This window comes from Geodermatophilus sp. SYSU D00700 (assembly GCF_054050255.1).
Genome location: NZ_JBJGZA010000013.1, coordinates 23,848 through 39,074, shown reverse-complemented (window position 1 = coordinate 39,074; position 15,227 = coordinate 23,848). Strand labels below are relative to the sequence as shown.

Sequence of the window (15,227 nt, the reverse complement as noted above, 5' to 3'; positions counted from 1 at the left end):
GGAGTGGGGCTCAGAAGCGCACCCAGTCGGTGACCAGGACGCCCGCGGGCGTGGTGCAGCGCAACCGGGCCGGCCCCGACACCGCCCGGTCGAACCGGAACCGGCCGAACTCGTCGGCGTCGGTGCGGTCGACCTCGCCGTCGGGGCGCAGCAGGGACACCTGCCCGGGGGTGGCCGGCACCAGCTGGCCGACCAGGCAGTCGGCGTCGCGCGCCACCTCCACCGACAGCTCCCGGCCCTCGAAGACCAGGTCCCGCGGGCCGCCGGCACCCCCGCGCACTCCCGACGGGCGGTCCAGGAGCGAGTCGGCGGTCAGCGCGGCGAGCTCGGCGTCGAGCGTCCGCCACGAGAACGCGGCGCGGCCGGCCGCGGCCATCCCCGGCGGCGGGGTGCCGGCCCCGCGCACCGCGGCGCGCAGCTGGTCGAGCAGCTCGTCGTCCCCCGGTCCGGGCACCGTCATCCCCACCACCTCCCCTCACGAGGCCGCACCGGCATGGTGCCCCGCGATCCGGGCGAGTGCCAGCGCGCCGTCCGGACCGTGCCGCTCCTCCACCAGAGGCGCCCGCGGCGCTCCTGATACCCCGCCCGGCCGGGTCAGCCCGCCCCGTAGGCGCCGAAGGCGCACCAGTGGACGAACTGACGCGGGTCGGTGGTGTCGAGCCGGTCGCGGGCGGCGTGCAGCGCGTCGGCGACGGTCCGGCCGGCGGCCAGCCCGCGGTGCACCTGGCGCATGAGGTCGACGGACTCGACGTCGCCGACGGCGACCGTGCTCGCCAGCACCCCGCTCGCCCCCCGCGCCAGCAGGGCGCTGACGAACCCCAGCAGCTCGTCGCCCGCGTACGTCACGTCGGCGGCGGAGTCGCACGCGGCGAGCACGACCCGCCTCGGCGCGATGCCCCGGCGGTCGAGCTCGTGCACGGTGAGCTGGCCGTCGGCGAGCTCGAGGGCGGAGAACGACGGGTTGTCCGACCGGAGCCGGCCGTGGCAGGCGAGGTGGGCGAGGCCGGCGCCGGCGAGGGCGGCGGTGGTCGCGGCCACCGTCGCCGCCTCGCCGGTCAGGACGTCCGGGGCCGGGTGGCAGGAGCGCACCGCCTCGACCTCGGCGACCGCGCCGGGCAGCCGCGGCCCGGCCACCAGCACCACCCGGCCGGCGGGCCGGGTCACGTCGGCGGCGGTGCGTGCCCACAGCGCGGCCGACGGCGCGGTCGACACCGGTGCGCGGTGCAGCGCCGGCCACGGCACGCGGCGGGTCCGGCCGTCGGGCACGACGACCAGCGGGACGTCCGCGGGCACCCCGAGCGGGTGCAGCAGCAGGTCCGCGAGCCGGCGCAGCCCCTGCTCGGCGGCGGCCCGCGCGGCCGCGACCGCGGCGGCCCGGCCCGGGCGCACCAGCCGGCGCAGGGCGAACAGCAGGCTGTCGCCCTCGGCCCGCACCGGCGCGACCGGGCCCAGCCGGACCAGGCGGCTGTCTCCGGCGTGCAGGACGACGGCGACCAGCTCGTCGCCGACCGTGGCGAACGACGCCAGGGCGCGCCCGTCGAGGCGCCGGCGCAGCTCGCCGGGCGTGCAGACCGGCGCCCGGGCCGGCGCGGACCCCGACCGGTGCCAGGTGGCGCGCCGCAGCCGGGCCTCCGCCGCGGTCTGGCGGGCGCGCAGCTCGGCCGGTTCCTCGCCGGTGTCGCGCAGCGCCTGTGCGAGCTCGGCGTGCACCAGCCGGAGCTCGGCGAGCTCGTCCTGCAGCCCGTCGGGCACCGGGGGCTCGACGGCGAGCAGCGCGGCGGCGCGGGTCTGCTCCATCCAGCCCAGCACCCGCAGCGGGGAGCCGGTCGACAGCAGCGTCTCCAGTCCGAGGCGCCCGAGCTCGACCCCGTGCCCGGAGGCCAGCGCCCGCAGCTCCGTGGAGCCCAGCGCGGCGCGGTGCCGGGCCAGGTCGGCGAGCCCGGCGCGGCACTGCCGCAGCACCGCGTCGTCGTCACCGGCGAGCCGCGCCGCCGACGCGGCGGCGAGGTGCCCGCGCAGGCGCAGCAGCACCGGCCCCCGCCGGCTGCGGTCGCGCGCCACCCCGAGGCAGCGCCGCGCGACGCGGGGGCGCCCGAGGTCGGCGGCCAGCCGGCCGGCGGCCAGGTGCGCGGCCGCGGCGGCCGACGGCATGCCCGACCGGTCGAGGAACCCGGCCGCCCGCGCCGCGCGCCGCAGCAGCGGCAGGTCGGCGCTGCCGTCGAGGGCGGCGGCCTCGGCGGCCAGGACGGTGGCCCGCGCGGCCCAGGCCGTCCGGCGCTGCCGGCGGAACAGCCGCCCGGCCTCGTCGGCCGCCGTCCGCGCCGCCGCGGCGTCCCCGGCCAGCAGCGCGGTCTGCGCCACGGTCAGCCGCGCCTCCGCGGCGAGGAGCAGCACGCCCTGGGCCTCGAGGTCGGCGGCGGCGCGGCCGGCCAGCTCGCGCGCCTCCGGCAGCAGCCGCAGCTCGGCCAGGACGTCGGCGTACTCCATGTGGTACTCGCCCAGTGGCACGCCGGTCCGGGTGAACAGCTCGGTGGCCCGGTCGAGCTGGGCCAGCCCCTCGGCCAGCCGTCCGCTCTGCGCGAGGACGAGGCCGCGGTTGTGCGCGACGAACGCGTACATCGACGGCCCGATGCCGGCGGCCAGCTCCTCGGCGCGGTCGAGGTGCCGCAGGCTCTCGTCGAACCGGCCCCGGGAGGCGGCGACCAGGGCGAGGTTGTTCGCCGCGCTGCCGCGGTTGTCCAGGGTCGCCGCGGGGTCGGCGACCACCCGGCGGTAGGACGCCGCCGCGGGCTCCAGCCGGCCGAGGTTGTGCAGCAGCACCGCGCGCATGAAGTCGGCCTCGGGCGGCGGCCGGCCCTCGCCGGGGACCGCCCGGTCGAGGTCGCGGAGCGCGACGGCGACCTGCCCGAGCTCGAGCACGACCGCCGCCCGGGTGACGAGGAGCTCCGCGACCCGGGCGGTCAGCCCGGCGCGCCGCGCCAGCCGGAGCGCCTCGTCGAGCAGCCGCAGGGCGCGCCGGTTCTCCCGCCGGGCCCGGGCCGACCAGGCCACCGCCCGCAGGCCGACCACCAGCGCCTCGGTGTCGAGGGCGCGGCGGGCGGCCTCGACGACGTCGGCCGCGGCCCGGTCGAAGCGCCGGGGGTCCCCGACGACCCCGTCGTAGGCCTCCTGGGCGCGTATCAGGAGCGAGCCGCGGAGCTCTTCCCGTGTGACGCCGGTCACCGGGACGATTCTGCCCCGGACCCGGCGCGACGAGGAGGAGATCCACCATGGCGGACGCCTACCAGTTCCCCGAGGCCCCGGCCGACCAGCGCGCGCCACAGCAGATCGCCGCCCAGCGGGCCGCGGTGCGGACCCAGATCGCCGCGTGGCTGGCCGAGATGGCCGCCAACGGCGGTCCTCGGGAGGACCACCTGCGGGCCCTGGCCGACCTGAAGGAGCGGCGCAGCGGCATCGGGCCGGCCCGGATCCGGGTCGAGCGCGACGGGACCGCCGTCACCCCGAACCGGCTCGTGGTGCACCGGGACGACGTCCCCGCGGTCGTCGCCGAGCTGGAGTCGCGGTACTACGCGCCGCAGGTGCTGACGGTCCCCGGACTGGACGACCTGCGCGTGCTGGTGTCCGTCGGTGCCGGTGCCCGCAGCCTGCGCGCGTCGGGAGCGGTGGCCGGGGAGGTGGCCGTCGCGCGGGCGGCGCCCAGCCACGTCTCCCTGCTGGGGGCGATCCGGAAGGCAGCGGGCGGCCCGGAGCCCTCCGGGCCGGGTCCCGGCGCGTCCTGGGACCACCGGCCGGTGCCCGGGAGGGGCGGGGACCCGCTGGTGACCGTCGTCGACAACGGGGTGAGCGCGGAGCAACGCGGTGACGGCTGGCTGGCCGGCCTGGCGGGCACCGACAACCTGGACCTGCTCGACGTCGTCCCGGCCGACCGCTTCCTCGACCGCGCCGCCGGGCACGGCACCTTCACCACCGGCGTCGTCGAGCAGGTCGCGCCCGGCGCGCGGCTGGACGTGCGGCGCGCGCTCGACACCGAGGGCGAGGGGGACGAGGTGGACGTCGCACGCGAACTGGTCTGCGCGGCCCGCGACGGCGCGGAGGTGGTCAACCTGTCCCTCGGCTTCCAGACCTCGGGCGACCGGCCGCCACTGGCGATGGAGCAGGCCCTCCGCACGGCGATCGCCGTCGCCGGGCGCCAGGGACGCCACCTGCTCGTCGTCTGCGCGGCGGGCAACTACGGCGACGACGGCCGCCCGTGCTGGCCCGCGGCGTTCGCCGCCGACCCCGAGTTCGAGCGGCACGTGGTGGCCGTGGCCGCGCTCCGCCTCGACGACCGGGACGACCAGCAGGTGGTGGGCGCCGAGTGGTCCTCGCGGGGCGGCTGGGTGACCTGCTCGACCCTCGGGCAGGGCGTCGTCTCCACCTACGTGATCGGCGAGGAGTCGCCGACCTCGGACCTGGTCGACCCGGACGACTTCGGGCCGAGCTCGTGGGCCACCTGGAGCGGCACCTCGTTCGCCGCACCCCAGGTGGCCGGTGCGGTGGTCCGCATGGTCCGCGACGGGCAGGCCCCGACGGCCCGGGCCGCGCTCGACCAGCTGCTGGCCGACGCGGGCGCCTATTCGGCGAACAAGAACGGGAACCGCCGGCTCGACGGCTTCGGCGTCCCGCTGCGGATCCTGCCCGTCTGACGCGGCCCGGCCTCCCGGGGCGACCGTCCCGGGAGGCCGGGACCGAGCGGAGCGGACGGCCGAGGAGAGGGGTGCCTCCCGTGAACGACTTCTACAGTGCCGCGGCTCAGGTCATCCCGATCCTGGTCCTGGCGCTCACGATCGACCTCCGCGGCCTGTTCGGCAGCCCAGGCGGCTCACCCGTCGACGGCGGCCCGGAGCGATGGTCGAAGTGGTTGCTGATCTGGTCGTTGTGTCGGAAGCCGCAGCGCAGGGAAGCCTGAGTCACGACGAGGAAGCCGCTGTCGGAGGCTGAACGACATCGACCTGTTCACGACGACCACCTGGTACCTCGTCAGGTTCATCGACGGTCGGACCACCCCCTGAGCCTGTGGCTCGCCGGATCGACCGGGCACCCGCAGGCGCGCCGAGGCCTGCTCGAGATCACGATCGAGGCCGTCACGGTCGCGGCTCCGGTCCGCGGCGGCGGTGCACGGCGACGGTCCCCGCGCCGGCGCAGGCCGGGACCGCCTGCGCGGCCAGCCGCCACAGGTCGCCCCTGCCCAGGACGGCGTCGCCCCACGTGTCGAAGCAGCGGGCACCGGCGACGAGCAGCTCCTTGGTGGCGGCCAGCCGGCGCTCGACCAGGTCGAGTCGCCGCCGGAGGCCGCCCTCCGGCGGCGGCCCGGGGACGACCCGGATCCCACGGGCGGCTCCCTGCTGCTCCCGCAGCACCCGCTCGGCCAGGGGCGCGAGGACCTCGGCGGCGAACCGCGGCAGGTACTCGTCGCCGAACCGGGCGGCGGTGTCGGCGGCGCGGTCGGCCTGCAGCGCGGAGGGGCGGTCGCCGCCTGGCCGACACAGGTCGGTGCCCCTCCCGAAGGAGCGGTCGAGCCGGAACGCGTTCTGCAGGTGCACGAGGTCGGCGAGCGCGCGGGCCCAGGCGTCGTGCAGGCCGCCGCCCAGGTCCAGGGCGGGACGCACGAGCGGCCCGACGTCGGTGGTCTCCCGCAGCCGCTGCAGCCCGGGCCGGTCGCGGTGCGCGCGGCCGAAGGCGGCCGTGGCGTCGAGTCCGGCGTGCGCCCGCAGCACCGCCTCGCCGCCGGGGTGGCGCTGTACGAAGCCGGTGACGTCGTGGACACGGCCGTCGATCGCCACCCACCAGCCGTGCTCGTCGTCGTTGTGCTCGGCGAGGTCGGCCAGGCCGCGGCCCCGCCGCGCGGGCCGGGCGGGCGCGCTCGCGCACGGCCCTGGCGCCGGGTCCCCCGTCCGCGCGGGCACCCGCTCGGCGCGGGACGCGGTGAGCGCGGTGTCGACGGTCTGCCAGGTCAGCTCGCGCGGGGTCCCGCTGAACCCGCCGATGGTCACCCCGCGGCCGACCATGAAGGCGACCGCGAGATAGCCCGACACCCGGCGCCGGTGCCTGCCGAGGAACCCGTCGGCGCCCGCGTAGGCCTCGCGCGCCGCCTCGAACGAGGCCACGAGGTCCGGGCGGGGCCGGGCGGCGACGTAGCCGGCCGGCGGGAGCTCGTCGACCGCGTCGACGAAGCGCCGCCAGAGCGGCGGGTGGGTCCGGCGGTGCAGCAGGATCTCCCGGCCCAGCCGGCTGTCGTGGTCGCGCCGGCCGACCAGCGCGTCGAGCAGGGCGAACACCGGCGACGCCGTCCCGCTGGGGCCGAGCACCCCCTCGGCCGCCGGCACCGCCAGCGGGGCGACCGTCTTGGCCCAGACGACGGGGTCGACGTGCGTGCGGCTGCCCGGGCGGGGGTCGACGAGCCGCAGCGACCGCGTCGCGGCCTCGACCGCGGCGGTGACGGTGTCCAGCGCGCGGGCCAGCGCCTCGGCGTCGTCGTCGAGGACCGCCTGCTGGGCGGCGACCACCGCCGGGACCACCGGCGCGCAGCGGGCCAGGATCTCGACCTGGGTGAGGTAGAAGACGCGCTCCTCCTCGTTGCCGGCGGCGGGCACGAGCAGCCGGAGGTCGTCGGACAGCAGCGGGAGGTCGTCGCGCCCGGCGGCGGACCGCCAGTTGTGGACGATGAGGTCGGGATAGCCGAGCACGGGCTCCGGCGGCCGGCCCAGCCGGCGGCGCACCTGTGCCCAGGGGACGGCGACGCCCGCGGGCAGGCCGGCCGGCCGGGGGACGCGGCTGTGCACGTGGGCGTGGGCGAGCAGCCCCAGCACCGTGGCCGCGCGCTGCAGCGCGGCGTCGGGCAGGTCCTCCGGCCCGGCCGGGAGCACGGGCATCCGCCCGAGCACCTCGCGGACCGTGAGGTCCCGCAGCAGGGCCGGCAGCCGGGCCGCCGTGTCGTCCCAGGCCGCGTGGCTCTCCGGCAGCCGCTCGAGCGGCGGCCGGGTGGGCAGGAACCCGCGCGTGGCCGACAGCGGGCCGAGGTTCTCGTGTCCCAGCCGGCCGTTGGCCTCCTGCGCGGCGGCGAGCGCCCGTGCTGCGGGAGCGGTCCGGTGCGCGCCCATGGCGGCTCCTCGGCGGACGGCGGGGGGTCTCGTCGGGAGGAGGCCGGGACGCACCCGTTGATACGCCGAGGGCCGCGTTCCACGCCCACCGGGACCGCCTCCTGGCCCGGCTCGCGCGTCGGGGGCGGGCCAGGCCCGTGTCAGGCCGCCACGACGGTCAGCGTCGCGGTGCCCTGACGGGCGCGGTGGGCCCCGGGGGACGGTCAGGTCAGTCGCTCGGCGGCCTCGGGCAGGGCACCCGGCGGCGGGCCCGCGCGGCCTCGGCGAGGGCGCCGCCGAAGCCGTCCGCGTACCAGACCGGGGCGTTGAGCCGGACCCCGGCCGGTGCGCTGCCCTCGCCGTCCCAGACCAGGCGGGCGAGCCCGTCGGGGTCGCGCCCGTGGCAGCAGGCACCCGACGGCACCTGCTCCCCGGCCGGCCCGACGGCGGCCTCGAGGAGCCCGTCGGCCCGCCCGAGGTCGCGGGCGCGCCACAGGGCGCGCAGGTACGGCGACGACGACTGGTCGGTCATGGCCCGCCTCCAGGAGCCGGGAGGGTGTGACACCCCACGGAGGCGGCGGCGGAGGCGGTGATACGGCCCTCACCAGACGATGTCGGCGGTGCCCTCCAGCGGCCGCCGCTCCTCCGTGAGCAGGGAGGGAACGAACGGACCCGCCGCGTCCAGCAGGTCCGGGAAGACCAGCCCGGTGCGCTGCTCGACCTCGGCGACGGTCACCTGGAAGACCCGGAACTCGTCGAGGTCGATGAACTGCAGCGGGTCCAGCGACTGCGTCAGCAGGAAGGCCGGGGCCCGCAGCACGCCGGCCTCTCGGTACGCGATGACCTTCCAGTACTCGCGTGGCAGCCGCACGCCCCGGTAGACGCGGTCGTCGTCGGCGAACACCGGCCCGCCGAACACGCTCACCCGGAGGTCCTCGACGTCGGCGTCGGCGAGGACGGCGTCCTCGAGCCGGCCCCACACGCCGTCGCGCGTGCTCTGGTTGAAGTCGTCCATCTGCGGCGCGATGTTGGTGAAGTAGAAGGAGTCGCGGTTCGCGCGCCGCGCGACGGGCAGGCTGCCCCACACCAGGTCGGCGCGGCGCGCGATGTGCCCGCGGTCGAGACGGTTGCCCGCGTACAGCTCGTCGCCGACCTGGAGGTCACCGGCGACCTGGGGGTCCCGGACGAACTCCAGGCCGCGGCGGCTGAGCGCCTTGAGGCTGCCGCCGTCGATGTTCCACCCGACCCACAGGGCCAGCCGGCGGGGCGCGCTCACCTGCAGCGAGAAGTGCTCGTGGGCCACGAGGCCGGTGCCGTCGACCGTGGGTGCCACATCGGGCAGGACGGCCGGACCGGGCACCGGGGCGGGGAGGTCGACACCCAGGAAGGCTGCGTCGTAGCCCACGGGACCGGCCCGCCCGGACGGCCCGGGGCGTTCGGGTGCGTCGAGGGACACCGGGGACCTCCTCGCGTCGCGGGGCCGGGCGGGCCCCGAGGGTGGTCCCAGTCCACGCGGCGGGCGTCACCGCGCCGTCACCGCCGGGCCGCTCCCGGCGCTGCGGTCCGGACGGGGACGGCGGCCTCCGGACGGGGCCGCGGGAGGTCGCGCGTGCGGCCGTCCCCGGTGACCAGGCGCACCCGCCACCGGGACACCAGGTCCTGCATCTGGCGGGTCGGCGCCACCCCGAGCTCCCGGGCGAGCGTCGTCCGGAACGCGTCGTAGGCGCGCACCGCCTCGGCGAGGTTGCCCTCGGCGAGGTGCACCCGGACGATCGCCCGGTGCGCGCTCTCGCGCAGCGGCTCGTCCCGGGCGGCGGCGTAGGCGGCCCGCACCGCCTCGCCGTGTCGGCCGGCGCGCACCAGCCGGTCGGCCCACACCTCCAGCGCGTGCAGGCGCAGCTGGCGCAGCCGCTCACGTTCGAGCAGCACCCAGTCGTCGTCCCACCCCGGCAGCAGCTCCCCCGCCAGCGCCGGGGCGGGGGTGTCGACGGTCGCCACCGGGGTCGCGGGGTCGAGGACGGCCGAGGCCCAGCCGACGAGCTCGCGGACGTCGACCCGGACCCCCCGGGCGAGCGCCACCGCACTGCCGGAGACCTCGACCAGCCCGGGCACCGCCTTCTGCACCCGCCACAGGGCCGACCGGAGGCTGCCGTGCGCCTGCGGCTCGGGGACGTCGGGCCACAACCGGCCGGCGATCGCCCCGCGGGCCGCGCAGTCGGACAGGCTCAGGTGGGCGACCAGCCGCTGGACGCCGTGCGGCAGGTCGCACACGGCGGCGTCCGCGCCCGCGTCGTCCGCCGTGACCCGGAAGCCGTCGAGCAGGCGGATGCGCGCGGACGTGGCGTTCATGGGGGCACCTCTCGAGCCTGCTCCGGGCTGGCGGCGGGTCCCGGCGGACGGTGGTGACAGCACGGGATCGTTCCGCCACGCATCGACGGGCGTCAACGGTCGTTGGACCCTGCCCACGGTCACGACGCCAGCCGTCCCGCCCGGCCCAGGCCCTGCACCAGGCGGGTCATCCGGCCCGTCGGCGGCACGCCGAGCTCCTCGCGCAGCAGGTCCCGGTACAGGTCGTGGGCGCGCAGCGCCTCGGCCACGTTGCCCTCGGCCAGGTGCACGCGCACCACCGCGCGGTGGGCACTCTCCCGCAGCGGCTCGGCCCGGATCACCAGGTGGGCGGCCTCGAGCGCCTCGGCGTACCGGCCGGCGGCCGACAGCCGCACCGCCGCGGTCTCGAGCGCCTGCGACCGCAGCCGATCGAGCCGGTCCCGCTCGCGCAGCACCCAGTCGTCGTACCAGCCCGGCAGCAGGTCGCCCAGCAGGGCCGGCCGCGGCAGGGCCAGCCGGCGAGCGGCCACCCGCGGGTCGCCCACCTGCCCGGCCCACGCCTGCAGCTCCCGGACGTCGACGCGCACGCCGGCGGCCAGCCGGAGCGTGCCGGGCGCGGTGTCGAGCACCAGCCCGGGAGCGCAGCGGCGCAGCCGCCACAGCACCGACCGCAGCCTGGCCCGGGCCCGTTCCTCGGCGGCGCCGGGCCACAGCCGGCCGGACACGTCCGCGCGGGCCGGCCCGCCGGTCAGGCACAGCAGGGCCACCAGGCGCTGCGCGGCCGGGGGGAGGTCCCCGGCGGCCGGCAGCCCCCCGGCCCGGACGGTGAAGCCGTCGAGCAGTGTGACGCGCAGGTCCTGGTCCATCGGCGGTCCCCGATCGGGAGGGAGGACGTCGACCGGCAGAGGGCCGCAGGAGCCGCGCTGATACAGCCGGAGGCCAGAGGCGTCAGCCCCGCCGGCCGGCCCCCTCCCGGGCGGCGTCCAGGGCGCCGCTCACTGCCGCCCCCAGCGAGACGGCGTCGACGGCGACGGTGACGATCGTGGCGCCCTCCGCGGCGTACGCGGCGGCCTCCTGCGCGGTGGAGGCGTGGACGCCGACCGGCACGCCGGCGGCCACGGCCCGGGCGACGATCGAGGACAGCACGCCGCGCAGCTCCGCCCGCCGCTCCTCGCCGGTCAGGCCCAGCGAGAGCGAGAGGTCGCCCGGGCCGACGTAGACGCCGTCGAGGCCCTCGACGGCGAGGAGGGCGTCGAGGTCGTCGAGCGCGCTCGCGGCCTCCACCATGAGGACCACCAGCGGCCGGTCGGACCCGCCGGAGAGCCGGCCGATCGAGCGCCCGCCGGCCGGGGCGTACCGGCAGGCGGCCACGATCTCGCGGGCGTGGCCGGCGTCGCGCACGTTGGGGACGATCACGCCGCGGGCGCCGAGGTCGAGCGGCCGGCCGACGTCGGCGAAGGACGGGCTGCGGGTCCGGACGAGCGGCACCGCGCCGGCCGCGGTGACCGCCGCCGCGGTGCCGGGCAGGTCGGCCTCGGCGGCGGCGCCGTGCTGGAGGTCGACGACGACGTAGTCGGCGCCGGTCCGCGCGAGCAGCTCCCCGGTCACCGCCCCGGGCAGCAGGCTCCACACCCCGTGGCACGGCTGCCCGGCCGACCACCGCCGCCGCAGCTCCGCCTCGTCGACCGCCATCCCGCGCCTCCTCCCCGCGGCGCCGTCGGCGCCGACCCGGGACGATCCTGCGCGAGGCCGCTGCACCGCGCCCGACCGGCCGACCGGGCGCGCCTGCTGGTCAGCCGCGACGGGCGGACAGCACCTCGTCGATGAACGCGGTCACGTCCGCCAGCACCTCCTCGGCGTTGAGCTCGTTGAACACCTCGTGCCGCGCGCCGGGGTAGATCCGCTCGACGTGGCGCTCGCCCCGCAGGTGCTCGATGCCCACGCGGGTGCCCTCGACCGGGACCAGCGCGTCGGCCTCGCCGTGCACCCACAGCAACGGCAGCGCCCCCAGCGACGGGCCCTCCAGGACAGCGCGCAGGGCCTCGTCGATCGCCTCGATCGTCGGGCGCTTGAACGGGCCGTGCCAGACCAGCGGGTCGTCCTCGTAGGCCCTGCCCACCTCGGGGTCGCGGGACAGCGTGGTGGTGTCGAGGGGGGCGTCGGGCAGCTCGGGCAGCGCGAGCAGCGCGGCGGCGGCCTCCCAGCTGCCGACCAGGGGGCCGGAGAGCACCACCGCGGTGAGCGTGTCGCCGTGGCGCTGCGCGTAGCGGGCGGCGACCAGCCCGCCCATCGAGTGGCCGAGGAGGACGACGGGCAGGCCGGGGTGCTCCGCCCGCGCCCGCTCGGCGACCCGGTGCAGGTCGTCGACGACCGCCTCGAAGTCGGCCACCAGCACCCGCTCGCCCTCGCTCTTCCCGTGCCCCACGTGGTCGACGGCGTACACCACGGCCCCGGCGGCGACCAGCGCGGCCGCGGCCCGCTCGTACCGGCCGACGTGCTCGCCGTACCCGTGGGCCAGGACGACGACGTGCGTCGGGGCGCCCTCCCCCTCCCAGGTCCGGGCGACCAGCCGGCCGCCGTGTCCCTCCAGGTCCCACTCGCGGGATCCGGGCATGTCCTGCCTCCTGCCGGTCGCGACCGCCCCTACGCCGTCGAACCGTAGATGGCGGTGGCCTGGGCGGTGGCCAGCCGGGCGTCCTCCTCGCGCACCACCGACAGCTGCGTCTCGTCGGGCGGGAGCAGGCTCTGGAACGCCCAGTCCGCGGCCACCCGGATCCGGTTGGACATCGCCGGAAGGGCGTAGAGGTGGTAGCCGCGGGTCACCAGCTTGGCCACCGGACCGGTCAGCCTGACCCCCAGCGGGCGGGCGACGGCGTCGAACCCGCCGAGGTCGGCCACCAGGCCGAGGTCGGGGTGCCGGTAGGGCCGCCGGGTGCCCGAGCCCAGGGTGGCGGCGATGTTGCGGCCGAGCGCGACCCCCTGCCGCTGCGCGTGCTGGGCGGTGGGCTGGGTGTCGGGCCGCCGCCCGTCGGTCTCGTCCACCGCGAGGTCGGGCACGGCGGCGGCGTCCCCGGCCGCCCACAGGCCCTCGACCCCGGGCACCGACAGGTCGGGCTCGGTGACCAGCCGGCCGCGGCGGGTCGGCAGCCCCAGCCCCATGACCAGCGGGCTGGCCACGACCCCGGCGCCCCACACGAGGGTGCGGGTGGCGATGGTCGTGCCGTCGGTGAGGGTCACCCGGGTGTCCTCGGCCGAGGCGACGCTGGTGCTCAGCCGGACGTCGACGCCCCGGTCGCGCAGCACCCGCAGCGCGTGCGCGCCGAGCTCCGGGCCGAGCTCGGGCAGGACGGCGGGCGCGACGTCGACCAGCACCCACCGCACGTCGCTGGCGCGGGTGCGGTCCCAGCGCCGCTCGATGCGGGTCAGCCACCGCTGCGCCTGTGCGACGAACTCCGTGCCGGTGTACCCGGCGCCGACCGCGACCACGGTGAGCAGCTCGGCGCGCGCCACCCGCCCGGCCTCGGTGTCGGGCTGGGCGTCGGCGAGGTCGAGCTGCTCGAGCAGGTGGTCGCGCAGGTAGACGGCCTCCACCAGGGTCTTCAGGCCGCGCGCGTGCTCGGGCACGCCGGGGATGTCGAACTGGCGGGTGATCGACCCCGGCGCCAGGACCAGCTGGTCCCACGCCAGCGTCTGCACCAGGTCCGCGCGCGCGACGGTGACCGTGCGCCCGGTCAGGTCGACGTCGGACACGCGTCCCAGGACCAGCCGCACCCGGGGCAGGGTGCGCCGCAGCGACACCGCGATGTGCCGGGCCTCGACGACGCCGGTGGCCACCTCCGGCAGCAGCGGGCTGTAGAGCAGGTAGTCGTTCGGGCTGACCAGCACCAGCTCCGCGGCGTCGGGCGGGAGGTGGCGCTGCAGGTACCGCAGGGCGTGGAAGCCCGCGAACCCGCCCCCGACCACCACCACCCGCGGCCGGCGGCCGGGCGGGCCGGCTCCGTCCCGCGGGACGGCAGCCGCCGCCGGCCGCAGGAGGCGCAGGGTCGGACGCCGGCGGGGTGTCGTACCGGTCATGGCGTGGTCCCTCCACTCCGCCCGGCCACCGGGCGGGCCCCGACGGGCCGCCGGCGCCGGGACTCGGCAGGGCGGCAGCGGGGCGCGCCGCCCGGTCCTACGCTCCGCGCATGGCAGAGCCCCAGTGGTGGCAGCGCGGCGCCGTCTACCAGGTCTACCCGCGCTCGTTCGCCGACGCGGACGGCGACGGCGTGGGCGACCTGCGCGGTCTGCGGGAGCACCTCGACCACCTCGCCGCCCTGCACGTCGGGGCGGTGTGGCTCTCCCCGGTCTTCCCCTCGCCGATGGCCGACTTCGGCTACGACGTCGCCGACTTCTGCGACGTCGACCCGCTCTTCGGCGGCCTCGGCGAGCTCGACGCGCTCATCGCCGACTGCCACGCGCGGGGCATCCGCGTCGTCCTGGACTGGGTGCCCAACCACTCCTCCGACCGGCACCCGTGGTTCCTGGCGTCGCGCTCGTCCCGGGAGGACCCGAAGCGCGACTGGTACGTCTGGCGGGACGGCGCCCCCGGCGGCGGGCCCCCCAACGACTGGCGGTCGGACTTCGCCGCCGTCGGGCCGGCCTGGTCCTACGACGAGCGCACGGCGCAGTGGTACCTGCACTCCTACACCCGGCAGCAGCCGGACCTGAACTGGGACAACCCGGAGGTCGAGGCCGCCATGCACGACACCGTGCGGTTCTGGCTGGACCGCGGCGTCGACGGGCTGCGGATCGACGCCCTCCAGCGCCTCGGCAAGGACCCGCTGCTGCGGAGCAACGCTGGCGCCGACCGGCGGCACGACCAGGACTGGGAGCCGGTCGCGCACGAGCGGCTGCGCGGCATCCGCCGGGTGGTCGACGAGTACCCCGACCGCATGGTCGTCGGCGAGGTGTACCTGCTCGACCTGCGGCGGGTGGTCGACTACGTGGCCGGCGGCGACCAGCTGCACATGGCGCACAACTTCGTCTTCCTGCACCTGCCCTGGGACGCCGCCGCCTTCCGCGACGCCGTCGAGCAGTTCGAGGAGCTGGCCGAGCCCGACGCCTGGCCCGCCTGGTTCCTCGGCAACCACGACCACTCGCGGATCGCCACCCGGTACGACGACGGCAGTGGCTCCGGGCCGGCCCGCGCCCGGGCGGCCGCGCTGCTGCTGACCGCGCTGCGCGGCACGCCGTTCCTCTACCAGGGCGACGAGCTCGGCCTCCCCGACGCCGACGTGCCGCCGGACCGGGTGGTCGACGTCGACGGCCGCGACCCCGAGCGCGCGCCGCTCCCCTGGCGGCCGCCGTCGGTGGCCGGCCCGGGCGCCGGCTTCACCACCGGGACGCCGTGGCTGCCGCTGGTGGCCGACGCCGAGCGGCTGTGCGCCGAGCGCCAGATCGCCGACCCCGCCTCGACGCTGTCCCTGGTGCGCCGGCTGGGTGAGCTGCGCGCGGGCTCCCCCGCCCTGCAGTCGGGCGCCCAGCGGGTGCTCGACGCCGGCCCCGACGTGCTGGCGTGGGTGCGCGGCGAGGGCGCCGGCCGGCTGGTGGCCGCCGTCAACTTCGCCTCCGGCCCACGGCGGCTCGAGGGCGGCGACCTGCCCGGCGGGGCGCACGCCGTCGTCGTGTCCACCGACCCCGCGCGGGACGGCCGCGGGACCGTCGCGCTGCCCGGGCTGGTGCTGCAGCCGGACGAGGCCGTCCTGCTGCGGCCGGCCGCCGCCGGCGACGGCTGACCCCGGG

13 protein-coding genes are annotated in these 15,227 nt (G+C 78.1%); 3 read left to right on the top strand and 10 right to left on the bottom strand.

Translation table 11 applies throughout. The features are described from left to right. Nucleotides 1-10: 10 nt before the first annotated feature. Both ACI79V_RS11895 and ACI79V_RS11890 read right to left on the bottom strand, forming a co-directional pair. Complete coding sequence (locus ACI79V_RS11895; RefSeq protein WP_456876695.1) at nt 11-460, bottom strand: hypothetical protein; 450 nt, start codon at nt 458-460, stop codon at nt 11-13. Nucleotides 461-594: 134 nt separating this feature from the next. Then, entirely contained in the window at nt 595-3,222 is a 2,628-nt protein-coding gene (locus tag ACI79V_RS11890) for a CHAT domain-containing protein (RefSeq protein WP_456889455.1), read from the bottom strand. Nucleotides 3,223-3,269: 47 nt separating this feature from the next. Between ACI79V_RS11890 and ACI79V_RS11885 the strand changes: the two genes are divergently transcribed. Then, entirely contained in the window at nt 3,270-4,685 is a 1,416-nt protein-coding gene (locus tag ACI79V_RS11885) for a S8/S53 family peptidase (RefSeq protein WP_456889453.1), read from the top strand. Between the two features lie 80 nt (nt 4,686-4,765). Further along, complete coding sequence (locus ACI79V_RS11880) at nt 4,766-4,948, top strand: hypothetical protein (protein WP_456889451.1); 183 nt, start codon at nt 4,766-4,768, stop codon at nt 4,946-4,948. A gap of 175 nt (nt 4,949-5,123) precedes the next feature. Here the strand turns inward: ACI79V_RS11880 and ACI79V_RS11875 are convergent, their stop codons facing one another. From ACI79V_RS11875 to ACI79V_RS11840, 8 genes are all read right to left on the bottom strand, one after another. Beyond that, nucleotides 5,124-7,139 (bottom strand): cytochrome b5 domain-containing protein, encoded by a 2,016-nt coding sequence (locus tag ACI79V_RS11875; protein ID WP_456889450.1) that lies wholly within the window; start codon nt 7,137-7,139, stop codon nt 5,124-5,126. Between the two features lie 208 nt (nt 7,140-7,347). Next, nucleotides 7,348-7,650: a hypothetical protein gene (locus ACI79V_RS11870; protein WP_456889448.1), complete on the bottom strand. Its 303-nt coding sequence runs from the start codon at nt 7,648-7,650 to the stop codon at nt 7,348-7,350. A gap of 69 nt (nt 7,651-7,719) precedes the next feature. Then, nucleotides 7,720-8,574, bottom strand: a complete 855-nt coding sequence (locus ACI79V_RS11865; RefSeq protein WP_456889447.1) for a DNA/RNA non-specific endonuclease — start codon at nt 8,572-8,574, stop codon at nt 7,720-7,722. 77 nt (nt 8,575-8,651) lie between these two features. Next, nucleotides 8,652-9,467 carry an AfsR/SARP family transcriptional regulator gene (locus ACI79V_RS11860; protein ID WP_456889445.1) on the bottom strand — a complete coding sequence of 272 codons (816 nt, stop codon included), beginning with the start codon at nt 9,465-9,467 and terminating at the stop codon, nt 8,652-8,654. Nucleotides 9,468-9,586: 119 nt separating this feature from the next. Further along, on the bottom strand, nt 9,587-10,312 hold the full coding sequence (locus tag ACI79V_RS11855) for an AfsR/SARP family transcriptional regulator (protein ID WP_456889443.1): 726 nt from the start codon (nt 10,310-10,312) through the stop codon (nt 9,587-9,589). Between the two features lie 82 nt (nt 10,313-10,394). Next, nucleotides 10,395-11,138, bottom strand: a complete 744-nt coding sequence (locus tag ACI79V_RS11850) for an HpcH/HpaI aldolase family protein (RefSeq protein WP_456889441.1) — start codon at nt 11,136-11,138, stop codon at nt 10,395-10,397. Between the two features lie 100 nt (nt 11,139-11,238). Then, on the bottom strand, nt 11,239-12,060 hold the full coding sequence (locus ACI79V_RS11845) for an alpha/beta fold hydrolase (protein ID WP_456889439.1): 822 nt from the start codon (nt 12,058-12,060) through the stop codon (nt 11,239-11,241). Nucleotides 12,061-12,089: 29 nt separating this feature from the next. Further along, entirely contained in the window at nt 12,090-13,520 is a 1,431-nt protein-coding gene (locus tag ACI79V_RS11840) for an NAD(P)/FAD-dependent oxidoreductase (RefSeq protein WP_456889437.1), read from the bottom strand. Nucleotides 13,521-13,630: 110 nt separating this feature from the next. Between ACI79V_RS11840 and ACI79V_RS11835 the strand changes: the two genes are divergently transcribed. Continuing rightward, a complete protein-coding gene (locus ACI79V_RS11835) occupies nt 13,631-15,220 on the top strand; it encodes an alpha-amylase family glycosyl hydrolase (RefSeq protein ID WP_456889435.1) in 1,590 nt (529 codons plus the stop codon). Nucleotides 15,221-15,227: the final 7 nt, after the last annotated feature.

Bases quoted from the DNA above. Each gene is read 5' to 3' on its own strand.
- ACI79V_RS11860 (WP_456889445.1), bottom strand. From the start codon at position 9,467: ATGAACGCCACGTCCGCGCGCATCCGCCTGCTCGACGGCTTCCGGGTC.
- ACI79V_RS11855 (WP_456889443.1), bottom strand. From the start codon at position 10,312: ATGGACCAGGACCTGCGCGTCACACTGCTCGACGGCTTCACCGTCCGG.
- ACI79V_RS11845 (WP_456889439.1), bottom strand. From the start codon at position 12,060: ATGCCCGGATCCCGCGAGTGGGACCTGGAGGGACACGGCGGCCGGCTG.
- ACI79V_RS11840 (WP_456889437.1), bottom strand. From the start codon at position 13,520: ATGACCGGTACGACACCCCGCCGGCGTCCGACCCTGCGCCTCCTGCGG.
- ACI79V_RS11895 (WP_456876695.1), bottom strand. From the start codon at position 460: ATGACGGTGCCCGGACCGGGGGACGACGAGCTGCTCGACCAGCTGCGC.
- ACI79V_RS11885 (WP_456889453.1), top strand. From the start codon at position 3,270: ATGGCGGACGCCTACCAGTTCCCCGAGGCCCCGGCCGACCAGCGCGCG.
- ACI79V_RS11835 (WP_456889435.1), top strand. From the start codon at position 13,631: ATGGCAGAGCCCCAGTGGTGGCAGCGCGGCGCCGTCTACCAGGTCTAC.
- ACI79V_RS11850 (WP_456889441.1), bottom strand. From the start codon at position 11,138: ATGGCGGTCGACGAGGCGGAGCTGCGGCGGCGGTGGTCGGCCGGGCAG.
- ACI79V_RS11875 (WP_456889450.1), bottom strand. From the start codon at position 7,139: ATGGGCGCGCACCGGACCGCTCCCGCAGCACGGGCGCTCGCCGCCGCG.
- ACI79V_RS11870 (WP_456889448.1), bottom strand. From the start codon at position 7,650: ATGACCGACCAGTCGTCGTCGCCGTACCTGCGCGCCCTGTGGCGCGCC.